Here is a 16,518-nt window from a genome sequence, read left to right as displayed (position 1 = left end):
CAGAGAGGGACACGGCGCGTGAATCTATTCAAACGTGACCGGGAGTCCCCGCGCCGTACCGAGGACGTCGACCTCGACTCCCTGCTCGCGCTCGTCGCGGACTCGCACGGCTACACCTGTACGTTCGCCGCCGACGGCGGATCGCTGACCCTCGGTGGCAGCCGGGAGATCCTCGTCCGGCTGACCGGGCTGCGCCGCGAGGTGGGCCGCCGGCCCAGGGAAGACTGGCCGATCCTGGTCTCCGAGCACCTGGCGCACGCCGTCGCCGCCGCCGACGAGCTGCTCGACGTGTGCGACCTGGAGCAGGTCAGGACGCTGCTGTCGACCCGGGTCGAGGCCGTGGACGAGGTGGCCGACCTGACCAGGGTGGTGGGCCGTCACCTCAACGGCGACCTGGTGGAGCTGCTCTCCGTAGGGTCCCGGCCGGTCCGTCCCGAGGAGGCCGGCTGCTGGCCGCTGCCGACCGCGCAGGCGATCGATCTGGCCGTCGCCAACGTCAGGCGGGCGGACAAGCTCTCGGTGGAGTCCATCGAGCTGTCCGGCACGCCGGTCACCCGGCTCACCGGGCACACTCCGTCCGCCGCCACGCATTTGCGCTGGCTGGAGGACTATCTGCCGATCCCCGCCGACGGCGCCCTGGTCGTGCTGCCGGACCCGTACACCCTGCTCGTGCACCCCGTGGACGGGATCGGCGTGGTGCGCGCCATCGAGCGGCTGCGCGTGCACGCCGCCCGCACCGGCGGGCTCAGCGCCCAGGTCTACTGGTGGCACGACGGGCGGCTGACGCTCATCCGGGCCGACCTCGTGCTGCAGCGGGGCCAGACGCGCCTGGTCGTGGCCCCGCCGCCGGAGTTCGCTAGAGTGTTGGCCCGCTTGGCCGCGTGACGTCCTTCGACAGCGCCCGCGCGGCGTGGATCAGCGGGACGTGCGAGAAGGCCTGCGGGAAGTTGCCCACCAGCCTGTCGTAGCGCGGGTCGTACTCCTCCGCGAGCAGCCCGACGTCGTTGCGCAGCGCCAGCAGCCGCCCGAACAGCTCCTCGGCCTCGTCCTTGCGCCCCTGCATGGCCATCACCTCCACCAGCCAGAAGCTGCACGCCAGGAACGCGCCCTCGCCGCCCGGCAGGCCGTCGACGTCGTTGTCGGCCGCCACCGGATAGCGCAGCACGAACCCCTCCGCCATCAGCTCCTTCTCGATCGCCGCCACGGTGCCGGTCACGCGGGGGTCGTCCACCGGCAGGAAGCCCACCATCGGCATCAGCAGCAGCGCCGCGTCCAGCTCGTGCGAGCCGTAGGACTGGGTGAAGGTGTTGCGCTCGGGGTCGAAGCCCTTCGCGCAGATCTCGGCGTGCACGGCCTCGCGCAGCGCCTTCCAGCGCTCGACGGGCCCCTTCCGATCGAACCGCTCGACGTACTGGACCGCCCGGTCGAGAGCCACCCAGCACATCATCTTGGAGTGCACGAAGTGCCGGCGTGGGCCGCGCACCTCCCACAGGCCCTCGTCGGGCTCGTCCCAGTGCTCCTCCACGTAGTTGATCAGCTCCCGCTGGATGGCCCAGGCGCGGTCGTCGGGCGCCAGGCCGGAGGTGCGCGACAGGAACAGGCAGGCCATCACCTCGCCGTAGACGTCGAGCTGGAGCTGGTTGACCGCCTGGTTGCCGATCCTGACCGGGCGGGAGCGTTCGTAGCCCTCAAGCCAGTCGAGCTCCAGCTCGGGCAGGCGGCGTTCGCCCGCGACGCCGTACATGATCTGCAGGTCCTGCGGTCTGCCGGCGATCGCCCGCAGCAGCCACGACCGCCAGGCGCCGGCCTCCTCCAGATAGCCGTTGCCGATCAGCGCGTCGAGCGTCATCGTGGCGTCGCGCAGCCAGCAGAAGCGGTAGTCCCAGTTGCGCACCCCGCCCAGGTCCTCGGGCAGCGAGGTGGTGGGCGCGGCGACGATGCCGCCGGTGGGGGAGTAGGTGAGGGCCTTCAGCGTGATCAGCGAGCGGATCACGGCCTCGCGCCACGGGCCCTGGTGGGTGCACGTGCTGACCCAGTCCTTCCACATCTCCTCGGTCTCGGCCAGCTGGGTCTCGCCGTGGATCTGCCGGGGCATCGGCTCGTGCGACGGATGCCAGGTGAAGACGAACGACAGCCGCTGCCCCTCCTTCACCTCGAAGTCGGCCACGTGGGCGTAGTCGCCGCCCTTCAGCGGGATGGGGGAGTGCAGCCAGACCGAGTCGGGGCCGCCGACCGCCTGCAGGTGGCCCTCGAAGCGGCGGATCCAGGGCACGATCCGGCCGTAGTCGAAGCGGACCCGCAGCTGGGTGGACATCCGCACGGTGCCGGAGACGCCCTCCACGATGCGGACCACGTCCGGGTTGACGTCGCGCGGCGGCATGAAGTCGATCACCCGGACGGTGCCCGTGGGGGTGTCCCACTCGCTCTCCAGGATGAGGGTGTCGGGCCGGTAGCGGCGCCGGGTGGCGGGCCGGCGGCCCTCGGGGCCGAGCCACCAGTGACCGTTGCGATCACCGCCGAGCAGCGCGGCGAAACAGGCCGGTGAGTCGAACCTGGGCAGGCAGAGCCAGTCGATGGAGCCGTCCCTGGCCACCAGTGCCGCCGACTGCATGTCCCCGATGAGCGCGTAGTCCTCGATCCGCATGCCCCGACGCTACTCGGAGGAAGGGTGATCACGCGGCCGAGTCCGGGCATGTCGCGTCATGCCGGTCCGGCCACGTGATCAGATCTGGGTCCTGCCCGTGCGGGGCGGACATTCACCTCAGTGGTTCACCTCAGTGGTTCACCTCAGTGGGAACCAGCGGGCGAACAGCTGGGTCAGCGGGCCCACGGCCAGTGCGAACACCAGCGTGCCCAGGCCGACCGTGCCGCCGAGCAGCCAGCCGGCCGCCAGCACCGTGACCTCGATGAGGAAGCGGCTCAGCCGGACCGACAGGCCCAGCCGGACCAGGCCGGTCATGATCCCGTCGCGAGGTCCCGCGCCCATGCCCGCGCTGATGTAGAGCACGGTGGCCAGGGCGACCGATGCCACACCGAGCGCCACGTAGAGCCAGCTCAGCACGGGGTGGCCGGAGGGCGGCAGCAGCAGGATGGCGGCGTCGGCGAACAGGCCGACGAAGATGACGTTGCTGACCGTGCCGAAGCCCGGCCGCTGCCGCAGCGGGATCCAGGCCAGCATGACCAGGGCGCCGACCACGATGATGACGGTCCCGATCGACAGGCCAGCCCGCAGGCCGACGCCCTGGTGGAAGACGTCCCAGGGGCCGTTGCCGAGCCCGGACCCCACCTGGAGGCCGATGCCGGCGCCGTAGAGGGCCAGGCCTCCGTAGAGGCGGGCCAGCCGGCCGGGCAGGCCGCTGACGGCCGGAATTGTCGCTTCGCTCATAATGACCCCAGCGTGACATGGCAGAACTTGCCAAAACAGGGCCAATCATCGAAAGTGGCCCTGTGAGGCATTTGTCCGCCGGTCAGGTGGCCCGGCTCGTCGACGTCAGCCGCGAGGCCCGGCCCTACTACCGCGCGCTCGCCGACGCCGTGCGCACCCTGGTCATGAACGGGCAGATCCCGGTGCGGGTGCGCATGCCCGCCGAGCGCCACCTCGCCGAGACTCTCCGGGTCAGCCGCAACACCGTCACCGCGGCGTACGACCTGCTGCGCGAGCGCGGCTTCCTGGAGAGCAGGCAGGGCTCGGGAAGCTGGACCGCGCTGCCGGACCCGGCCGTCAGCTCCGACAACCCCTGGCTCGCCGCCTACGACGACGGCCTGATCCAGCTGCACGCCGCCGCCCCCGCCGCACCCCGCGCCCTGCGCGAGGCGATGCTGGAGGCCGTCGAGGACATGCCCCGGTACGGGATGGGCAACGGCTACCACCCGCTGGGCCTGCCCCTCCTGCGCGAGCGGATCGCCGCCTACTACACCGCGCGCGGGGTGGCCACCCGGCCGGAGCAGATCCTGGTCACCACCGGCTCCCAGAACGCCATCAACCTCGTGCTCGGCGTGCTCATCGGCGCCGGCGACGCGGTGGTCGTCGAGTCGCCCACCTACCCGCACGCGATCGACGCGGCCCGCCTGCGCGGCGCCAGACTGGTGCCCGTCGGCGTCTCCTCCGAGGGCTGGGGGACCGACCTGGTGTCCGGTGCCATGCGGCAGTCCTCGGCCCGGCTGGCCTACCTGATGCCCGACTTCCAGAACCCCACCGGCGCCCTCATGGACGACGCCGCCCGCGCCGCCGTCACCGAGGCCGCCAGGCGGGCCGACACCCTCCTGCTCATCGACGAGGCCTGGGCGGAGCTCGCCCTGGACGAGGTGCCGGGCACGGCCCCGATGGCCGCCTTCGGCCACGACGGCCGGGTGGTCACCATCGGGTCGGCGTCCAAGCTCTGGTGGGGCGGGCTGCGCATCGGCTGGATCCGCACCACTGCCGCGCTGGCCCGCCGGATGGCCCTGCACCGGGCGTCCAAGGACATCGCCAGCCCCGTGCTGGACCAGCTCGTCGTGGCCCGGCTGTTCGACCGGCTCGACGAGACCAGGGCCGAACGCCGCCGCACCCTGCGCGCCTCACGCGACGCGCTCGTGGCGGCGCTGCGCGAGCACCTGCCCGCGTGGGAGTTCGCGGTGCCGCGCGGCGGCGGCACGCTCTGGATCCGGCTCGGCACCGGCTCCGCCGTCACCCTCGCCGAAGCCGCGGCCTGCCACGGTGTACGACTCGCGCCCGGCCCCTGGTTCGGCCTCGAAGGCACGCTGGAGGGCCACCTGCGCCTGCCGTACACACAGCCGCCCCAGGTGCTGCGCGAGGCGGTGACCCGCATCGCCGAGGCCTGCCACCGCGGCCGGGTCGGCTCCGTCCCCCTGCCGGACTCACTCAGCCCGATGGTCTGAGCGCGTAGACCTCGACGGCCGCGTGGTGACCGCACGCGTTGCGCAGCTTGTCGTCGGTCGTCACCAGAGTGCAGTCCAACGCCTCCGCCAGAGCGATATAGGAAGCGTCGTACACCGTCAGGTTGTTGCGCAGTTCCCAGACCCTGTCGGCCAGTTTATCGATCGGGTAGCGGATCAGCGGGAGGTCGGCGAAGTCCCTGCGCGCCGTGTTGGCTCGGTGCAGCGGGAGCTTTCCGCTGACGACCAGGCCTCGGAGAGCGCTGAGCACCTCCGCGTCGACGATCGCGGGCGCGTGTAGGGAGATGGTCCGTTGAAGGCGTCGATGAGGTCCGGGTCGGGGTTCGACACCTGGAGGACGTGCACGCAGGCGGAGGCGTCGACGACGATCACCGCTGGTCGCCGCGGCTTTCCCAGATCGCCTCCAGGACGTCCTGGTTCGTCGGGCCGTGGTCCCTGGGCCGGCTGAGGGCTCGAGCGATGACCTCCGCGACGGTGGGCCGGGTGATGAGTCGTAGCTGTCGACGCAGATAGTCGGAGACGGTGAGGCCCTCGACCTCCGCCTGCGCCAGAAGCGCCTCGTAGGTGTCGTCGGGGATATCGTCAATGCGTATCGACTTCGTCACTGTCTGCATCACTCCCTGAGTTAGTCGTATCCAGAGTGCGACAGCGAGGGTTTCCCGCAATCTGGCGGTCTTACTCGCCGAGGCCTCTGGCCAGGGGGGCGCGCCAGTTGAGGCGCATGGCGGCGAAGCGGAGGCCGAAGGCGAGCAGGGCGGCGGCCAGGGTGGCGGGCCAGCCGTACACGCCGGCGACCCAGAGGCCGGCCAGCGTGGCCGAGCCCAGCAGGGCGGGCAGGGCGTAGAGCTGCCGGTCGTACAGCAAGGTGGGGATCTCGCCGGCCAGCATGTCCCGCAGCATGCCTCCGCCCACCGCCGTGGTGACGCCGAGCAGCGTCGCGTGCAGCGGGCTCAGGCCGTACTCCAGCGCCTTGGCCGTGCCGACCGCGCAGAACAGCCCGAGCCCGGCGGCGTCGAACACCAGGATGGCGGGCATCACCCGGGCCACGTGCGGATGGAAGAAGAAGACCACGACCGTCGCCACCAGTGGCACCACGACGTAGCCGACGCTCTGGAACGCGGTGGGGCGCACGTTGAGGACCAGGTCGCGGACGATGCCGCCGCCCAGCGCGGTGATCTCGGCCAGCACCGCCATCCCTACCACGTCGAGCCGCTTGCGCACGCCCATGAGCGCGCCCGACAGGGCGAAGACGAAGATGCCCACGAGATCGAGGAGTTCAGCCACGGTGGCAATGTCTACCGGATCGGCGGCGTCGCGGGAACGTGGTGCTCGGACATCATCGCCCGCAGCCTGCGGGTGAACATGAACAGCGCCAGCCCGGCGACGATCGCCATCGCGGCCAGCAGAAGGTAGTAGGCGGGATCGGACAGCACGTCGCCGAGCCGCCCGGTCTGCCCGCCGACCGCGTCGCCGACCGACACGGCGATGAACCAGATGCCGAGCATCTGCCCCTTGAACGCCAGCGGCGCCAGCTTGGTGGTGACCGACAGCCCGACGGGGCTGAGCGACAGCTCACCGAAGACCTGGATGAGGTAGACCAGCACCAGCCACCAGACCGACACCCTGCCGCCCTGCGCCAGGGCGGCGGCCAGCGCCATGATTACGAAGCTCAGGCCCACCATGACCAGCGCGAAGGCGAACTTCTGCGGCGTGCTCACTCGCGTGCCGACCTTGACCCAGAGCGCCGCGAACACCGGCACGAAGATCATGATGAACAGTGGGTTGAACGACTGCGTGGTCGCCGCCTGGATGGGGATGCCGAACAGCGACAGGTCGGTATGGTTCTGCGCGAAGAACAGCAGCTTGCTCGGCGCCAGATCGTAGATCATCCAGAAGATCGAGGCCGCGACGAACAGCCAGATGTACGCCTTCATCCTGGATCGCTCGTCCTCGGTGAGGTTGTGGCTGCCGAACATGATGTAGCCGAAGTAGAGGACCGGCACCGCCAGGATCAGGACCGTCATCACCAGCGTGAACCGGCTGAGCGTGAAGGTGCCGCTCGCCGCCCAGGCGCCCAGCGCGATCGCCGCCACGGCCACGGCGGCCGAGACCACCAGGGCGAACCGCCGCGTCTCCTGCGGCGTGAGCGGCACGTTGGGCCGCTCGCCGACGCCCCGCAGGCTGCCGCGGCCACCCCATGCGTACTGCGCCAGGCCCAGCGCCATGCCGACCGCCGCCGCGCCGAAGCCCAGGTGCCACCGGTCCCCGGCCGCCAGCCGGCCCACCACGATCGGCGCGAAGAAGGCGCCGAGGTTGATGCCCAGGTAGAACAGGGAGAACCCGGCGTCCCTGCGGGCGTCGTCGTCCTCCGGGTAGAGCTTGCCCACCATGACGGAGATGTTCGGCTTGAGCAGGCCGGTGCCGGCGATGATGAGCAGCAGGCCCAGCCAGACGAAGAACGGCGTCGGCACCGGGACGGCCATGCTGATGTGGCCGCACATGATGACGAACCCGCCCCAGAACACCGACCTGCGCGGGCCGAGGATCCGGTCGGCGATCCACCCGCCGGGCAGCGCCACCAGATAGATCAGCGCGCCGTAGACGCCGACGACCGCCTGCGCCGTCTCCTCCGTCATCCCCAGCCCCTGCTGGACGGGGGAGGCCACCAGGAACGTGGCCAGGATGGCGCGCAGGCCGTACCAGCTGAACCGCTCCCACATCTCGGTGCCGAACAGCGTCGCCAGGCCCCACGGATGGCCGAAGAACGTCCTGCCGCCGTTGGTCATCCCAGCCCCCCCAAGGATGCGAAATGCGTGCGGTTCATCACTGTACGTGACGAGTGGATCAGACTCTTGCCGCTACCCGCGCGGTGTGGTGCGATGCATCCCAACCGTGCAAGTGGTTACTGACTGGAGGCGGGTGCCATGGCCGATGTCCTCGGAGTCCGGGCGGAGATCGAGCGGCGGATAGCCGGTCGCACCGTCTGCGAACAGCTCAGGCAGGTGGCGGAGAGTCACCCGGACGCACCCGCCTACTCCGACCCGGTCGAGGGCGGCGGCTGGGACACCCTGACCTACGCCGAGGCGCGCGGCCGGGTGCTGGAGATCGCCGCCGGGTTAGCCGCCCTCGGGCTGGAGCCGGGTGAGTCGGTGGCGATGATGATGGTCAACAGGAGCGAGCACGTCCTGGCCGACCTCGGCGCGGTGCACGCGGGCGGCCTGGGCTGCACCGTCTACTCCACGTTCGCGCCCGACCAGATCGCCTTCGTCGCCGCAGACGTGGGCGCCAGGTTCGCCGTGCTCGGCGGGCCCGCCGAGCTCGCCCGCTGGACGCCCGTCCTCGACCGGCTGCCCGACCTCCGCAAGATCATCATGCTGGAGGGCGCACCCGGCGACGACGACCGGTTCATGGCCTGGCAGGACTTCCTCGACCTGGGCCGCGCCCGGCTCGCCGAGGACCCCGCCGGTGTCGAGGCCAGGTGGCGGGCGGTCGCGGCCGACGACATCGTCACCGTCCTGTACACCTCGGGCACCACCGGCATGCCCAAGGGCGTCCCGCTCACCCACACCAACGTCTTCTACGAGGTCGAGTCCACCGACAGGATGACCGCGCTGCCCGTCCAGGGCACCCAGATCTCCTACCTCACCTACGCGCACATCGCCGAGCGGGTGCTCAGCCTCTACCTGCCGCTGGTGAAGGTCTCCCACGTGTACTTCTGCACCGACCTGGCCAATCTCGGCGCCACGCTCGGCCAGGTCAGGCCGATGATGTTCTTCGGCGTGCCGCGCGTGTGGGAGAAGATGATGGCCCGCCTGAACGCCGTGCTCTCCACCCAGCCCGCCGAGCAGCAGGAGGCCGCCCGCCAGGCCATGGCGGCGGGGGTCGCCTACGTCGAGGCCGGGCAGTGGGGCGGCACCGTCACCCCCGAGATCCAGGCCGCCTACGACCAGGCCGACGGCGCGCTCCTGTCGATCATCCGCGGCATGATCGGCTTCGACCGGGCCCAGTGGACCGCCACCGGTGCCGCGCCGCTCTCCGACGAGGTGCAGCGCTTCTACGCCGGGCTCGGGCTGAAGGTCATCGACGTGTACGGGATGACGGAGACGACGGGCGCGTTCACCGGCAACAGTCCCGCCTGCTACCGCCTGGGCACCGTCGGCAGGGCCGAGCCGGGGGTCGAGGTGCGCATCGCCGACGACGGCGAGATCCTCACCCGCAGCCCGCTCAACACCGGCGGCTACCTCAACCGCCCCGAGGCCACCGCCGAGCTCGTCGACGCCGACGGCTGGCTGCACACCGGCGACATCGGCACCGTGGACGACGACGGCTTCTACCGGGTCGTGGACCGTAAGAAGGAGCTGATCATCACCGCCGGCGGCGAGAACATCTCCCCGGCCGAGATCGAGAACCACCTCAAGGAGCACCAGCTCATCGGCCAGGCCCTCGCCTACGGCGACAACCGGCCCCACCCGGTGGCCGTGCTCACCCTCGACGGCGAGATCGCGCCCGGCTGGGCGCAGGCGCGCGGCATCACCTTCACCGACCTCACCGACCTGGCCGAGCACCCGGAGGTGCTCAAGGAGGTGGAGGCGGCCGTCGAGACGGCCAACACCAAGCTCGCCAGGGTCCAGCAGGTCAAGAAGTGGGCACTGCTGGGCACCGAGTGGACGATCGAGACCGAGGAACTCACCCCCAGCCTGAAGCTGAAGCGGCGCGTCGTGCACGCCAAGTACGCCGAGCTCATCGAACGGCTTTACGCCGGCTGACCCGAAGGTTCCCGGCGGCGGTTTTTGCCATCCGGGGCGTGTGTCGTGGTCCTGGTCATTACCGGATGGTTCCTACCGTCTTGATCATGACCAGAAGCCTTCTTCTCGTCTCGCTCGCGGCGGGGGCGCTCACGGTTCCCATGCCTGCGTCCTCCGCTGCGACCGAGCTCGCCATCCGTCAGATCAATGTACGGCCCGCCGCCCCCGTGGTCGGAGCCGGGAACTCCGTCCGCCTGGTGATCGACGTGGTCGCCAAGGGGGTGAGCAGGCGTGACGGGGTGAGCGTCAAGGTCGAACCGGGGGCGCCGCCCGGCCCGGACATCAGCCCCACCGGGGAGCCGTCCCCGTCTCCACGGCCGCCCTCGGACGACTCCGGCGACCCCGGGGACACCGGGGACTCGGGTAACGAGCCGTCCTCGGAAACCTGGGACAAGTGGTCCAACCAGGACGAGCCATCCTCGGAGGACTGGGAGGACTGGTCCGAATCGGGCGACTCGTCCACCGACACGCGCGACGAGTCGCGCGGAGAGCCGTCTGCCGAGCAGCCCGCGAAACCACCCACCGGGGCAAAGGCCCGGCCGGACGCCGAGTCGCCGACCGGCGACCGTTCCGCCAAGGAACGCAAGAAGAAGGCCCCGCGCGCCGGCTCCTCGGACGACCCCGCGGAGAAGGAAGTCTCACCCTCCGGGTCTGAGGGAGAGTCATCGGCGGAAGGGCGTTCGCCTTCGGGGTCTGAGGGAGAGTCGTCGGCGGAGGGGCGCTCGCCCTCCGGGGCCGGGGAGGACTCTTCAGGTGAGGAAGTCCCGCCCTCCGGGTCCGGGGACGACTCTTCGGCCGAGGGGGTCTCCCCGCCCGGGGCGGCGGAGGGCTCGCCCGCCGATTCCACGGAGGAGCAGGCCGCGCCGTCCGAGCCGGTCAAGGCCGGGGCCGGTCAGGCCACGCAGGAGGTGCCGGCCTTGGAGCAGGCGGCGTCCGCGCGGCCGGTCTGGCGGGCCGTGCCCAGCCCGATGCGGATGCGCGACGGGTGGCAGACGTGGCGGTTCCTGCCCGACAAGGCGCTGAACCGGTACTACCCCGCCGGCACCTGGACCATCACCGCGACCGCCAAGGGCCCGAACGGGACGAGCGTGACGTCGTACGCGTCGTTCCAGCTCAAAAGGGAGAGCAAGCTGGGATCCGTACGGGTGGCCAGGGCCGGTGACGCTCAGGGCGTGCGGCTGAGCGGCTCGCTCACCAGGCTGGACCCGCGCGGCGCCGCCGGCTTCTCGCCGTTCGCCCGGCAGCGGGTGGAGATCCTCTGGCGGCAGGACTCGTCGGGGACGTGGCAGCGGGTCGCCGAGGCCACCACCACGGCCAACGGCGCGTTCCGTCGCACCGTCTCCGGCCGGGCCGGCGGCGAGTGGCGTGTCCGCTACCTAGGAACCGGACACTACGCCGCAGATGCCTCACGAGTTCAACAAATCAGCCAATAGCACCATAAAAATAACCTAAAGGCGACAAAAGCCGTACGCCATGAATGTCGTTGTTAAACCGTGATCCGACTTTCTGCAACTTTTGTTTACCCGAACGCGTCATTCGCGTTGACGCACACCGTTCGGTGTGCGTTCCACACGGGGAAGGAAGTCACCTTCATGATGCGACGTCTCGCCGCCGGCGCGGCGGCGGCCGCCTTGGGCGCCACCGTGCTCGCGGGGGCCGCAGCGCCGGCCATGGCAGCCAGTCCCGGCAACGACGGCGGTCACACCAGCCTGTCGTTCGACGTCAACCCCGAGCCCGCCTGGCGCGGTCAGCCGGTGACGGTCTCGGGCAAGCTGTCGGTTCGCTGTGACGAGGACTACATCAGCGGTTTCGTCGTGGTGCACCACGCGAACCACTGCGAGAACGAGGGGAGCTGGCACCGCCTCGGCTGGAAGCGGGTCGCCATCCTCTTCCAGCCGGCCGGCAGCGGCCAGTGGCACCACGTCGAGTCGGTGAAGACCGGGCGCGACGGCTACTTCCAGACCAGGGTCCGGGCCTACGAGTCCGGCACCTGGCGCGCGGTCTTCGAGGGCTCCCGATACCTGGAGTCCTCCACGGCCACCGACTGGGTGAAGGTCATCGGCCAGCGTCACCACCGCGACAGGCACCACCACTAGCCTCCACCGGGCGGCCACCGCCCGTGGAAGTGAGCTCGAACGCCCGGCCCCGCACGACGGGGGGCCGGGCGTTCGGCGTTGTCGGGCCACGATCGCCGCACCAGTTCACGGATCGGGATGAATTGCACGGCCTAAGCCTAGCTGATATACAACTAGTAGAACAGATAGAACATGGAGCCAAGGTCCTGAGGAGGACACATGATCCAGGTGACGATCCGGCAAGGGACGCTGACGGTGCACTTCGCTCCATGGGCCAGGCTGTTCAGCAGGGCGGCCGCGGTCAGCGTGCCGGTCGACGGCATCCGCGAGGTGCACCACCTCGACCGGCCGCTCGCGGCGGCCACCGGCCGGCGCGCCGGCCTGCTCGTCAGCGGAGTCATGAAGGTCGGCGTCTGGACCTCCTTCGGCGGCGTCAGGCGGCTGGTCGCCGCCCGCGGCGGCGAGCCAGGCCTCCGGATCGTCATGCGGGACAGGCGATCGGGCTACGACGAGCTCATCCTCAGCGTCCGCGACGCCGAGGGCATCCGCCGGGCCCTGGCCTCGGTGGCCGCGTGACCGGCATCCAGGTGCGCGGCCTGACCAAGCGGTTCGGATCCGTCGCGGCCGTCACCGACCTCAGCTTCGACGTCGCGCCGGGGACGGTCACCGGCTTCCTCGGGCCCAACGGCGCGGGCAAGACCACCACCATGCGGATGCTGCTCGGCCTGGTCACCCCGACCTCCGGCACCGCCACGATCGGCGGCAGGCGCTACGCCGACCTGCCCAGGCCCACGGCCACCGTCGGCGCGCTGCTGGACGGCTCGGGCTTCCATCCCTCCCACACCGCCCTGGACCACCTGCGGCTCTACGCCCGGATGGGCGGGTACGACGCCCGCCGCGTCGAGTGGGTGGCCGAGCGGACCGGGGTGTCGGAGTTCGCCCGGCGCGGCACGCGCGGCCTGTCCACCGGCATGCGGCAGCGGCTCAATCTCGCCACCGCCCTGCTCGGCGACCCCCGGGTGCTGGTGCTCGACGAGCCGGGCAACGGCCTCGACCCCGAGGGCATCGCCTGGCTGCGCGGATTCCTGCGCGAGCGGGCCGAGCAGGGCTGCGCGGTGCTGGTCTCCAGCCACCAGCTCGCCGAGGTCGAGCAGGTGGCCGACCGGGTCGTGGTGATCCGCGACGGGCGGCTGGTCGCCACCGCCTCCACCGCCGAGCTGTCCGGCGCGCGGAGCGTGCTGGTGCGGTCACCACGGACGGACCTGCTCCGGGCCTGCCTGCCGGCCGAGGGCGGCGAGGTGGAAGAGGCCGGATCGGACGCCCTGCGCGTCCACGGCCTGACCGCCGAACAGGTGGCCACCGCCGCCGCGGCCCATGGCGTGCCCCTGCACGAGATCACCCCCGAGCGCCCCACGCTGGAGAAGGCGTTCCTGCACCTCACGAAGGAGTCCCGATGATCGCGCTCATCTCTGCGGAGTGGCAGCGGCTGACCACCACCAGGCTCTGGCTGTGGGGGCTGCTGGCCGCGCTCGCCAGCGGCGGGCTGACCGGCCTGCTCGCGCTCGTCGGCCCGGAGAACTTCACCCCGCCGATGCCGGGCCTGCACACCGCCGAGGGTGCCACGGCGCTGCTCGGCCTGCTCGGATTCACCGCGTTCGTCCCCGCCCTGCTCGGCACGGCCGCCGTGGCCGGCGAATACCGGCACGGCACCGTCTCCACGACCGCGCTGTTCGCGCCCAGGCGCTGGACCTGGCTGGTCGCCAAACTCGCGGCCTACACCGGCGGCGGGCTCGCCTACGGCCTCGTGGCCACGGCGGTGGCGGCGGCGGGCCTGTTCGGCGCGGCGGCCCTCAAGGGCGTCGAACTCGGCCTGCCCGCCGGCGCGGTGCTGGCGCTGCTGGCCCGCATCGCCGTGACCATGGCCGTCTACACCCTGCTCGGCGTGGCGACGGGCGCCCTGCTGCGCAATCAGGTGACCGCGCTCGCCGTGGTCGGCGCGTACCTCTACCTGGTCGAAAGCCTGCTGATGCTCGTTCCGGGCGTCCGCTCGCTCTACCCCTTCCTGCCGGGTGGCGCCACCTCGGCGCTGACCGGGTTCACCCAGCTGGCCGACGCGATCGCCGAGCAGACCGGCAGCGCCGCCGTCGGCCTGCTGTCCGCTCCGGCGGGCGGCTTGCTGCTGCTCGGCTACGCGCTGGTCGCCTCGGCGATCGCCGTCATGGTGCCGCTGCGGCGCGACATCACCTGACGGGCACCCGAAGCTCGCGATCCGCACCGTGCGGGCGGTGGCGTCCGCGGGCAGCTCGAACAGGTCCCGGAACTGCCTGGACTGGCCAGGTACGCGGTGAGGGACGTGCGGAGCGCGACAGGGGTCCGATGGTTCGCAGGACAGGTGATGTCGCACTTCCCAGATGCGTGCTTTCCTCCCTGTAATGCTGAAATTTCAGTACGGTGAAGTGAAGTTCAGTGATAGGGGGGTCCATGGGACGGGTGCCTGGGCGGGCCACGCTCAAGGAGGTGGCCGATCGGGCGGGCGTGTCCATCGGCACCGCGTCCGCCGTCTTCTCCGGCAAGTCCTGGGTCTCGCCGGACACCGGCTCCGCCGTGCGGCTGGCGGCCGAGGAGCTCGGCTATCGGCCGCGGGCGCGCAAGGCGGTCAGGGAGAGCGGGCTGATCGGGTTCGTCTCCTCGGTGAGCGACATGTTCTCGCCGTCCAACCCGTACTACGCCCCTGTCCTTTCCGGGGCGCAGCAGGCCTGCGCGGAGCTCGGGCTGTCGATGACGTACGAGGTGGTCCACCCCGGCGGCGACCGGCTGCCGCTGTGCGTGGAGCGTGAGCAGGTCAGCGGGCTGCTGGTGCTGAGCTTCGCGCCCGACCGCGACTACCTGCGCCGGATCCTCGACGCGGGCGTCACCTGCGTACTGCTGGAGCACGCCGTCGAGGAGCTGCCCGTCGACTACATCCGCCACGACGACGAGACCGGCGGCTACCTCGCCACCCGCCACCTGCTGGAGCTCGGCCACACCGACCCGCCGCCCGCCATCATCACGGCCGACGACCGGATCGTGCCCGCCGCCCGCCGCCTGGCCGGATACCGGCGGGCGCTGGCCGGGCACGGGCTGCGCGCACCCTCGTCCTACGTCAGGCGCAGCGACTTCAGCTCCAAGCTCGGCTACGAGCAGATGGCGGCCCTGCTCGCGCTGCCGAAGCCGCCGACCGCCGTGTTCTGCGCCAACGACGAGTCGGCCCTCGGCGCGCTGGACGCGCTGCGCGACCGCGGGCTGAGCGCCCCTGGCGACGTCAGCGTCATCGGCTACGACGACGTCGCCATGTCCGCGCACGCCTCGCCGCCGCTCACCACGATCGCGGCCGACAAGGAGTTGCTGGGCGCCCAGGCGGTCTGGCATCTGGTGCAGCGCATCCAGCGGCCCGACATGACCAGCCGTGACACCGAGCTGGCGGTCCAGCTGGTCCGGCGCCGCTCCACCGCGCCACCGCCCCGCCGCGCTGAACCGGTCGCCTGATCAGCGCGTATCTACACACATCGGACACAGTGTGCCCATGGAGGTGTGGTGGAGCTCAGCCTTTTGCGCGCCCAGGCGCACAGCCCCTCGTACTTTTCGCTGATGAGGGGTGCGGTGGGACAGAGCGCCCCGGTGGACTTCTGCATCCCGTGCAACCCGTACTTCCCGACCCCGGACATCTTCGAGCACCTGGGCAGGAACCTGGAGACGATCCTGAAGTTCTACCCCAGCGACGCCGACACCATCACCGCGGAGCTCAGCTCCACGCTGGGCCTGCACCCCAAGACGGTCGCCATGGGCAACGGCTCCACCGAGCTCATCACCTGGATCGACCACCTGCTCGTGCGGGAGAGCCTGGCGGTGCCCATCCCCACCTTCGGCCGCTGGACCGACCAGCCGCTGGAGACCGGCAAGCGGGTCGACATGTTCCCGCTGCTGGAGAACCGCAACTTCGGGCTCGACGTCAACGAGTACGTCTCCTTCATCCGGATGCGCGGCTCCCGGGTGGCGGTGATCTGCAACCCGAACAACCCCGACGGCGGCTACCTGCCCAAGCACGAGGTGCTGCGGCTGCTGGACGAGCTCATCGACCTCGACCTGGTGATCGTGGACGAGTCGTTCGGCGACTTCGTCGACGCCGAGCCGTTCCCCGGCGTGGCCGCGGAGGCGGCGGTGCGGCCGAACGTGATCGTGCTGCGCAGCCTGGGCAAGAACTTCGGTCTGCACGGCATCCGCTTCGGCTACATGGTGGCCAACCCGGCGCTGGCGGGCAAGGTGCGCGACGCGCTGCCCAAGTGGAACCTCAACTCCTTCGCCGAGGTCGTCGTGTTCATGATGAAGCAGTTCATGGGCGAGTACCAGGAGAGCCTCAGGCGGCTGGCCCAGGACAGGCGGGCGATGTTCCACCAGCTCAGCTGCATGCCGGAGCTGTCGGTCTTCGCCTCTCAGGGCAACTTCCTGCTGGTGAAGCTGCCCGCCGGGTTCGACGGGGTGCCGCTGCGCGACCACCTGCTGACCGAGCACGGCGTGTACGTGCGCGAATGCGGCAACAAGCTGGGCACGACCAGCCGGTTCCTGCGCCTGGTGGTGCGCCCGCAGGAGGACGTGCGGCGGCTGCTGGTCGGCATGACGCAGTTCCTCTACTCCGGCAGTCTGCACGAGACGCCGGTCGTCGGCCTGCACCACCGGCATGTGAACCCGCTGTCCGCCTGACAGCC

Annotated in this window: 16 protein-coding genes; 10 read left to right on the top strand and 6 right to left on the bottom strand. The window is 70.9% G+C overall.

The annotated features are described in order from the left end of the window. The first annotated feature begins 18 nt into the window (after window positions 1-18). Window positions 19-885 (top strand): hypothetical protein, encoded by an 867-nt coding sequence (locus ACIBQX_RS38115; RefSeq protein ID WP_397013332.1) that lies wholly within the window; start codon window positions 19-21, stop codon window positions 883-885. Here the strand turns inward: ACIBQX_RS38115 and ACIBQX_RS38110 are convergent. After that, window positions 857-2,644: a glycoside hydrolase family 15 protein gene (locus tag ACIBQX_RS38110; RefSeq protein WP_397013331.1), complete on the bottom strand. Its 1,788-nt coding sequence runs from the start codon at window positions 2,642-2,644 to the stop codon at window positions 857-859. The genes ACIBQX_RS38115 and ACIBQX_RS38110 overlap by 29 nt on opposite strands. 138 nt (window positions 2,645-2,782) lie before the next feature. Beyond that, window positions 2,783-3,385 (bottom strand): YitT family protein, encoded by a 603-nt coding sequence (locus ACIBQX_RS38105; protein ID WP_397013330.1) that lies wholly within the window; start codon window positions 3,383-3,385, stop codon window positions 2,783-2,785. A gap of 62 nt (window positions 3,386-3,447) precedes the next feature. Between ACIBQX_RS38105 and ACIBQX_RS38100 the strand changes: the two genes are divergently transcribed. Then, window positions 3,448-4,878: a PLP-dependent aminotransferase family protein gene (locus tag ACIBQX_RS38100; protein ID WP_397013328.1), complete on the top strand. Its 1,431-nt coding sequence runs from the start codon at window positions 3,448-3,450 to the stop codon at window positions 4,876-4,878. On the opposite strand, the gene ACIBQX_RS38095 is transcribed toward ACIBQX_RS38100, so the two are convergent. The 4 genes from ACIBQX_RS38095 to ACIBQX_RS38080 form a co-directional block, all read right to left on the bottom strand. Further along, window positions 4,862-5,245, bottom strand: coding sequence for a type II toxin-antitoxin system VapC family toxin (locus tag ACIBQX_RS38095; RefSeq protein WP_397013484.1), 384 nt, complete (start codon window positions 5,243-5,245; stop codon window positions 4,862-4,864). The two genes, ACIBQX_RS38100 and ACIBQX_RS38095, sit on opposite strands and share 17 nt — an antisense overlap. Before the next feature lie 19 nt (window positions 5,246-5,264). Further along, the gene (locus ACIBQX_RS38090; RefSeq protein ID WP_397013490.1) at window positions 5,265-5,501 is read right to left on the bottom strand and encodes a hypothetical protein; all 237 of its coding nucleotides are present in this window, start codon (window positions 5,499-5,501) and stop codon (window positions 5,265-5,267) included. A 70-nt stretch (window positions 5,502-5,571) separates the two neighbouring features. Next, complete coding sequence (locus ACIBQX_RS38085; RefSeq protein ID WP_397013327.1) at window positions 5,572-6,180, bottom strand: trimeric intracellular cation channel family protein; 609 nt, start codon at window positions 6,178-6,180, stop codon at window positions 5,572-5,574. Window positions 6,181-6,191: 11 nt separating this feature from the next. Next, the gene (locus tag ACIBQX_RS38080; protein WP_397013325.1) at window positions 6,192-7,682 is read right to left on the bottom strand and encodes a peptide MFS transporter; all 1,491 of its coding nucleotides are present in this window, start codon (window positions 7,680-7,682) and stop codon (window positions 6,192-6,194) included. Window positions 7,683-7,820: 138 nt separating this feature from the next. Between ACIBQX_RS38080 and ACIBQX_RS38075 the strand changes: the two genes are divergently transcribed. The 8 genes from ACIBQX_RS38075 (at window position 7,821) to ACIBQX_RS38040 (ending at window position 16,513) form a co-directional block, all read left to right on the top strand. Beyond that, window positions 7,821-9,662: an AMP-dependent synthetase/ligase gene (locus tag ACIBQX_RS38075; RefSeq protein WP_397013324.1), complete on the top strand. Its 1,842-nt coding sequence runs from the start codon at window positions 7,821-7,823 to the stop codon at window positions 9,660-9,662. A gap of 86 nt (window positions 9,663-9,748) precedes the next feature. Beyond that, on the top strand, window positions 9,749-11,134 hold the full coding sequence (locus ACIBQX_RS38070; protein ID WP_397013322.1) for a hypothetical protein: 1,386 nt from the start codon (window positions 9,749-9,751) through the stop codon (window positions 11,132-11,134). Window positions 11,135-11,293: 159 nt separating this feature from the next. Further along, window positions 11,294-11,797 carry a hypothetical protein gene (locus ACIBQX_RS38065; RefSeq protein WP_397013321.1) on the top strand — a complete coding sequence of 168 codons (504 nt, stop codon included), beginning with the start codon at window positions 11,294-11,296 and terminating at the stop codon, window positions 11,795-11,797. 198 nt (window positions 11,798-11,995) lie between these two features. Beyond that, window positions 11,996-12,352: a hypothetical protein gene (locus ACIBQX_RS38060; protein ID WP_397013319.1), complete on the top strand. Its 357-nt coding sequence runs from the start codon at window positions 11,996-11,998 to the stop codon at window positions 12,350-12,352. Continuing rightward, window positions 12,349-13,233, top strand: a complete 885-nt coding sequence (locus ACIBQX_RS38055) for an ABC transporter ATP-binding protein (RefSeq protein ID WP_397013317.1) — start codon at window positions 12,349-12,351, stop codon at window positions 13,231-13,233. The genes ACIBQX_RS38060 and ACIBQX_RS38055 overlap by 4 nt, the downstream gene beginning before the upstream one ends. Beyond that, window positions 13,230-14,024: an ABC transporter permease gene (locus tag ACIBQX_RS38050; protein ID WP_397013315.1), complete on the top strand. Its 795-nt coding sequence runs from the start codon at window positions 13,230-13,232 to the stop codon at window positions 14,022-14,024. Before ACIBQX_RS38055 ends, ACIBQX_RS38050 begins: the two co-directional genes overlap by 4 nt. A gap of 233 nt (window positions 14,025-14,257) precedes the next feature. Next, window positions 14,258-15,301 carry a LacI family DNA-binding transcriptional regulator gene (locus ACIBQX_RS38045; RefSeq protein ID WP_397013313.1) on the top strand — a complete coding sequence of 348 codons (1,044 nt, stop codon included), beginning with the start codon at window positions 14,258-14,260 and terminating at the stop codon, window positions 15,299-15,301. Between the two features lie 102 nt (window positions 15,302-15,403). Then, a complete protein-coding gene (locus ACIBQX_RS38040) occupies window positions 15,404-16,513 on the top strand; it encodes a pyridoxal phosphate-dependent aminotransferase (protein WP_397013311.1) in 1,110 nt (369 codons plus the stop codon). Window positions 16,514-16,518: the final 5 nt, after the last annotated feature.

This window comes from Nonomuraea sp. NPDC049714 (assembly GCF_044465295.1).
Classification (GTDB): domain Bacteria; phylum Actinomycetota; class Actinomycetes; order Streptosporangiales; family Streptosporangiaceae; genus Nonomuraea.
Note: the sequence above shows the minus strand (reverse complement) of the source record. Positions and strands in the feature narration are given on the sequence as shown.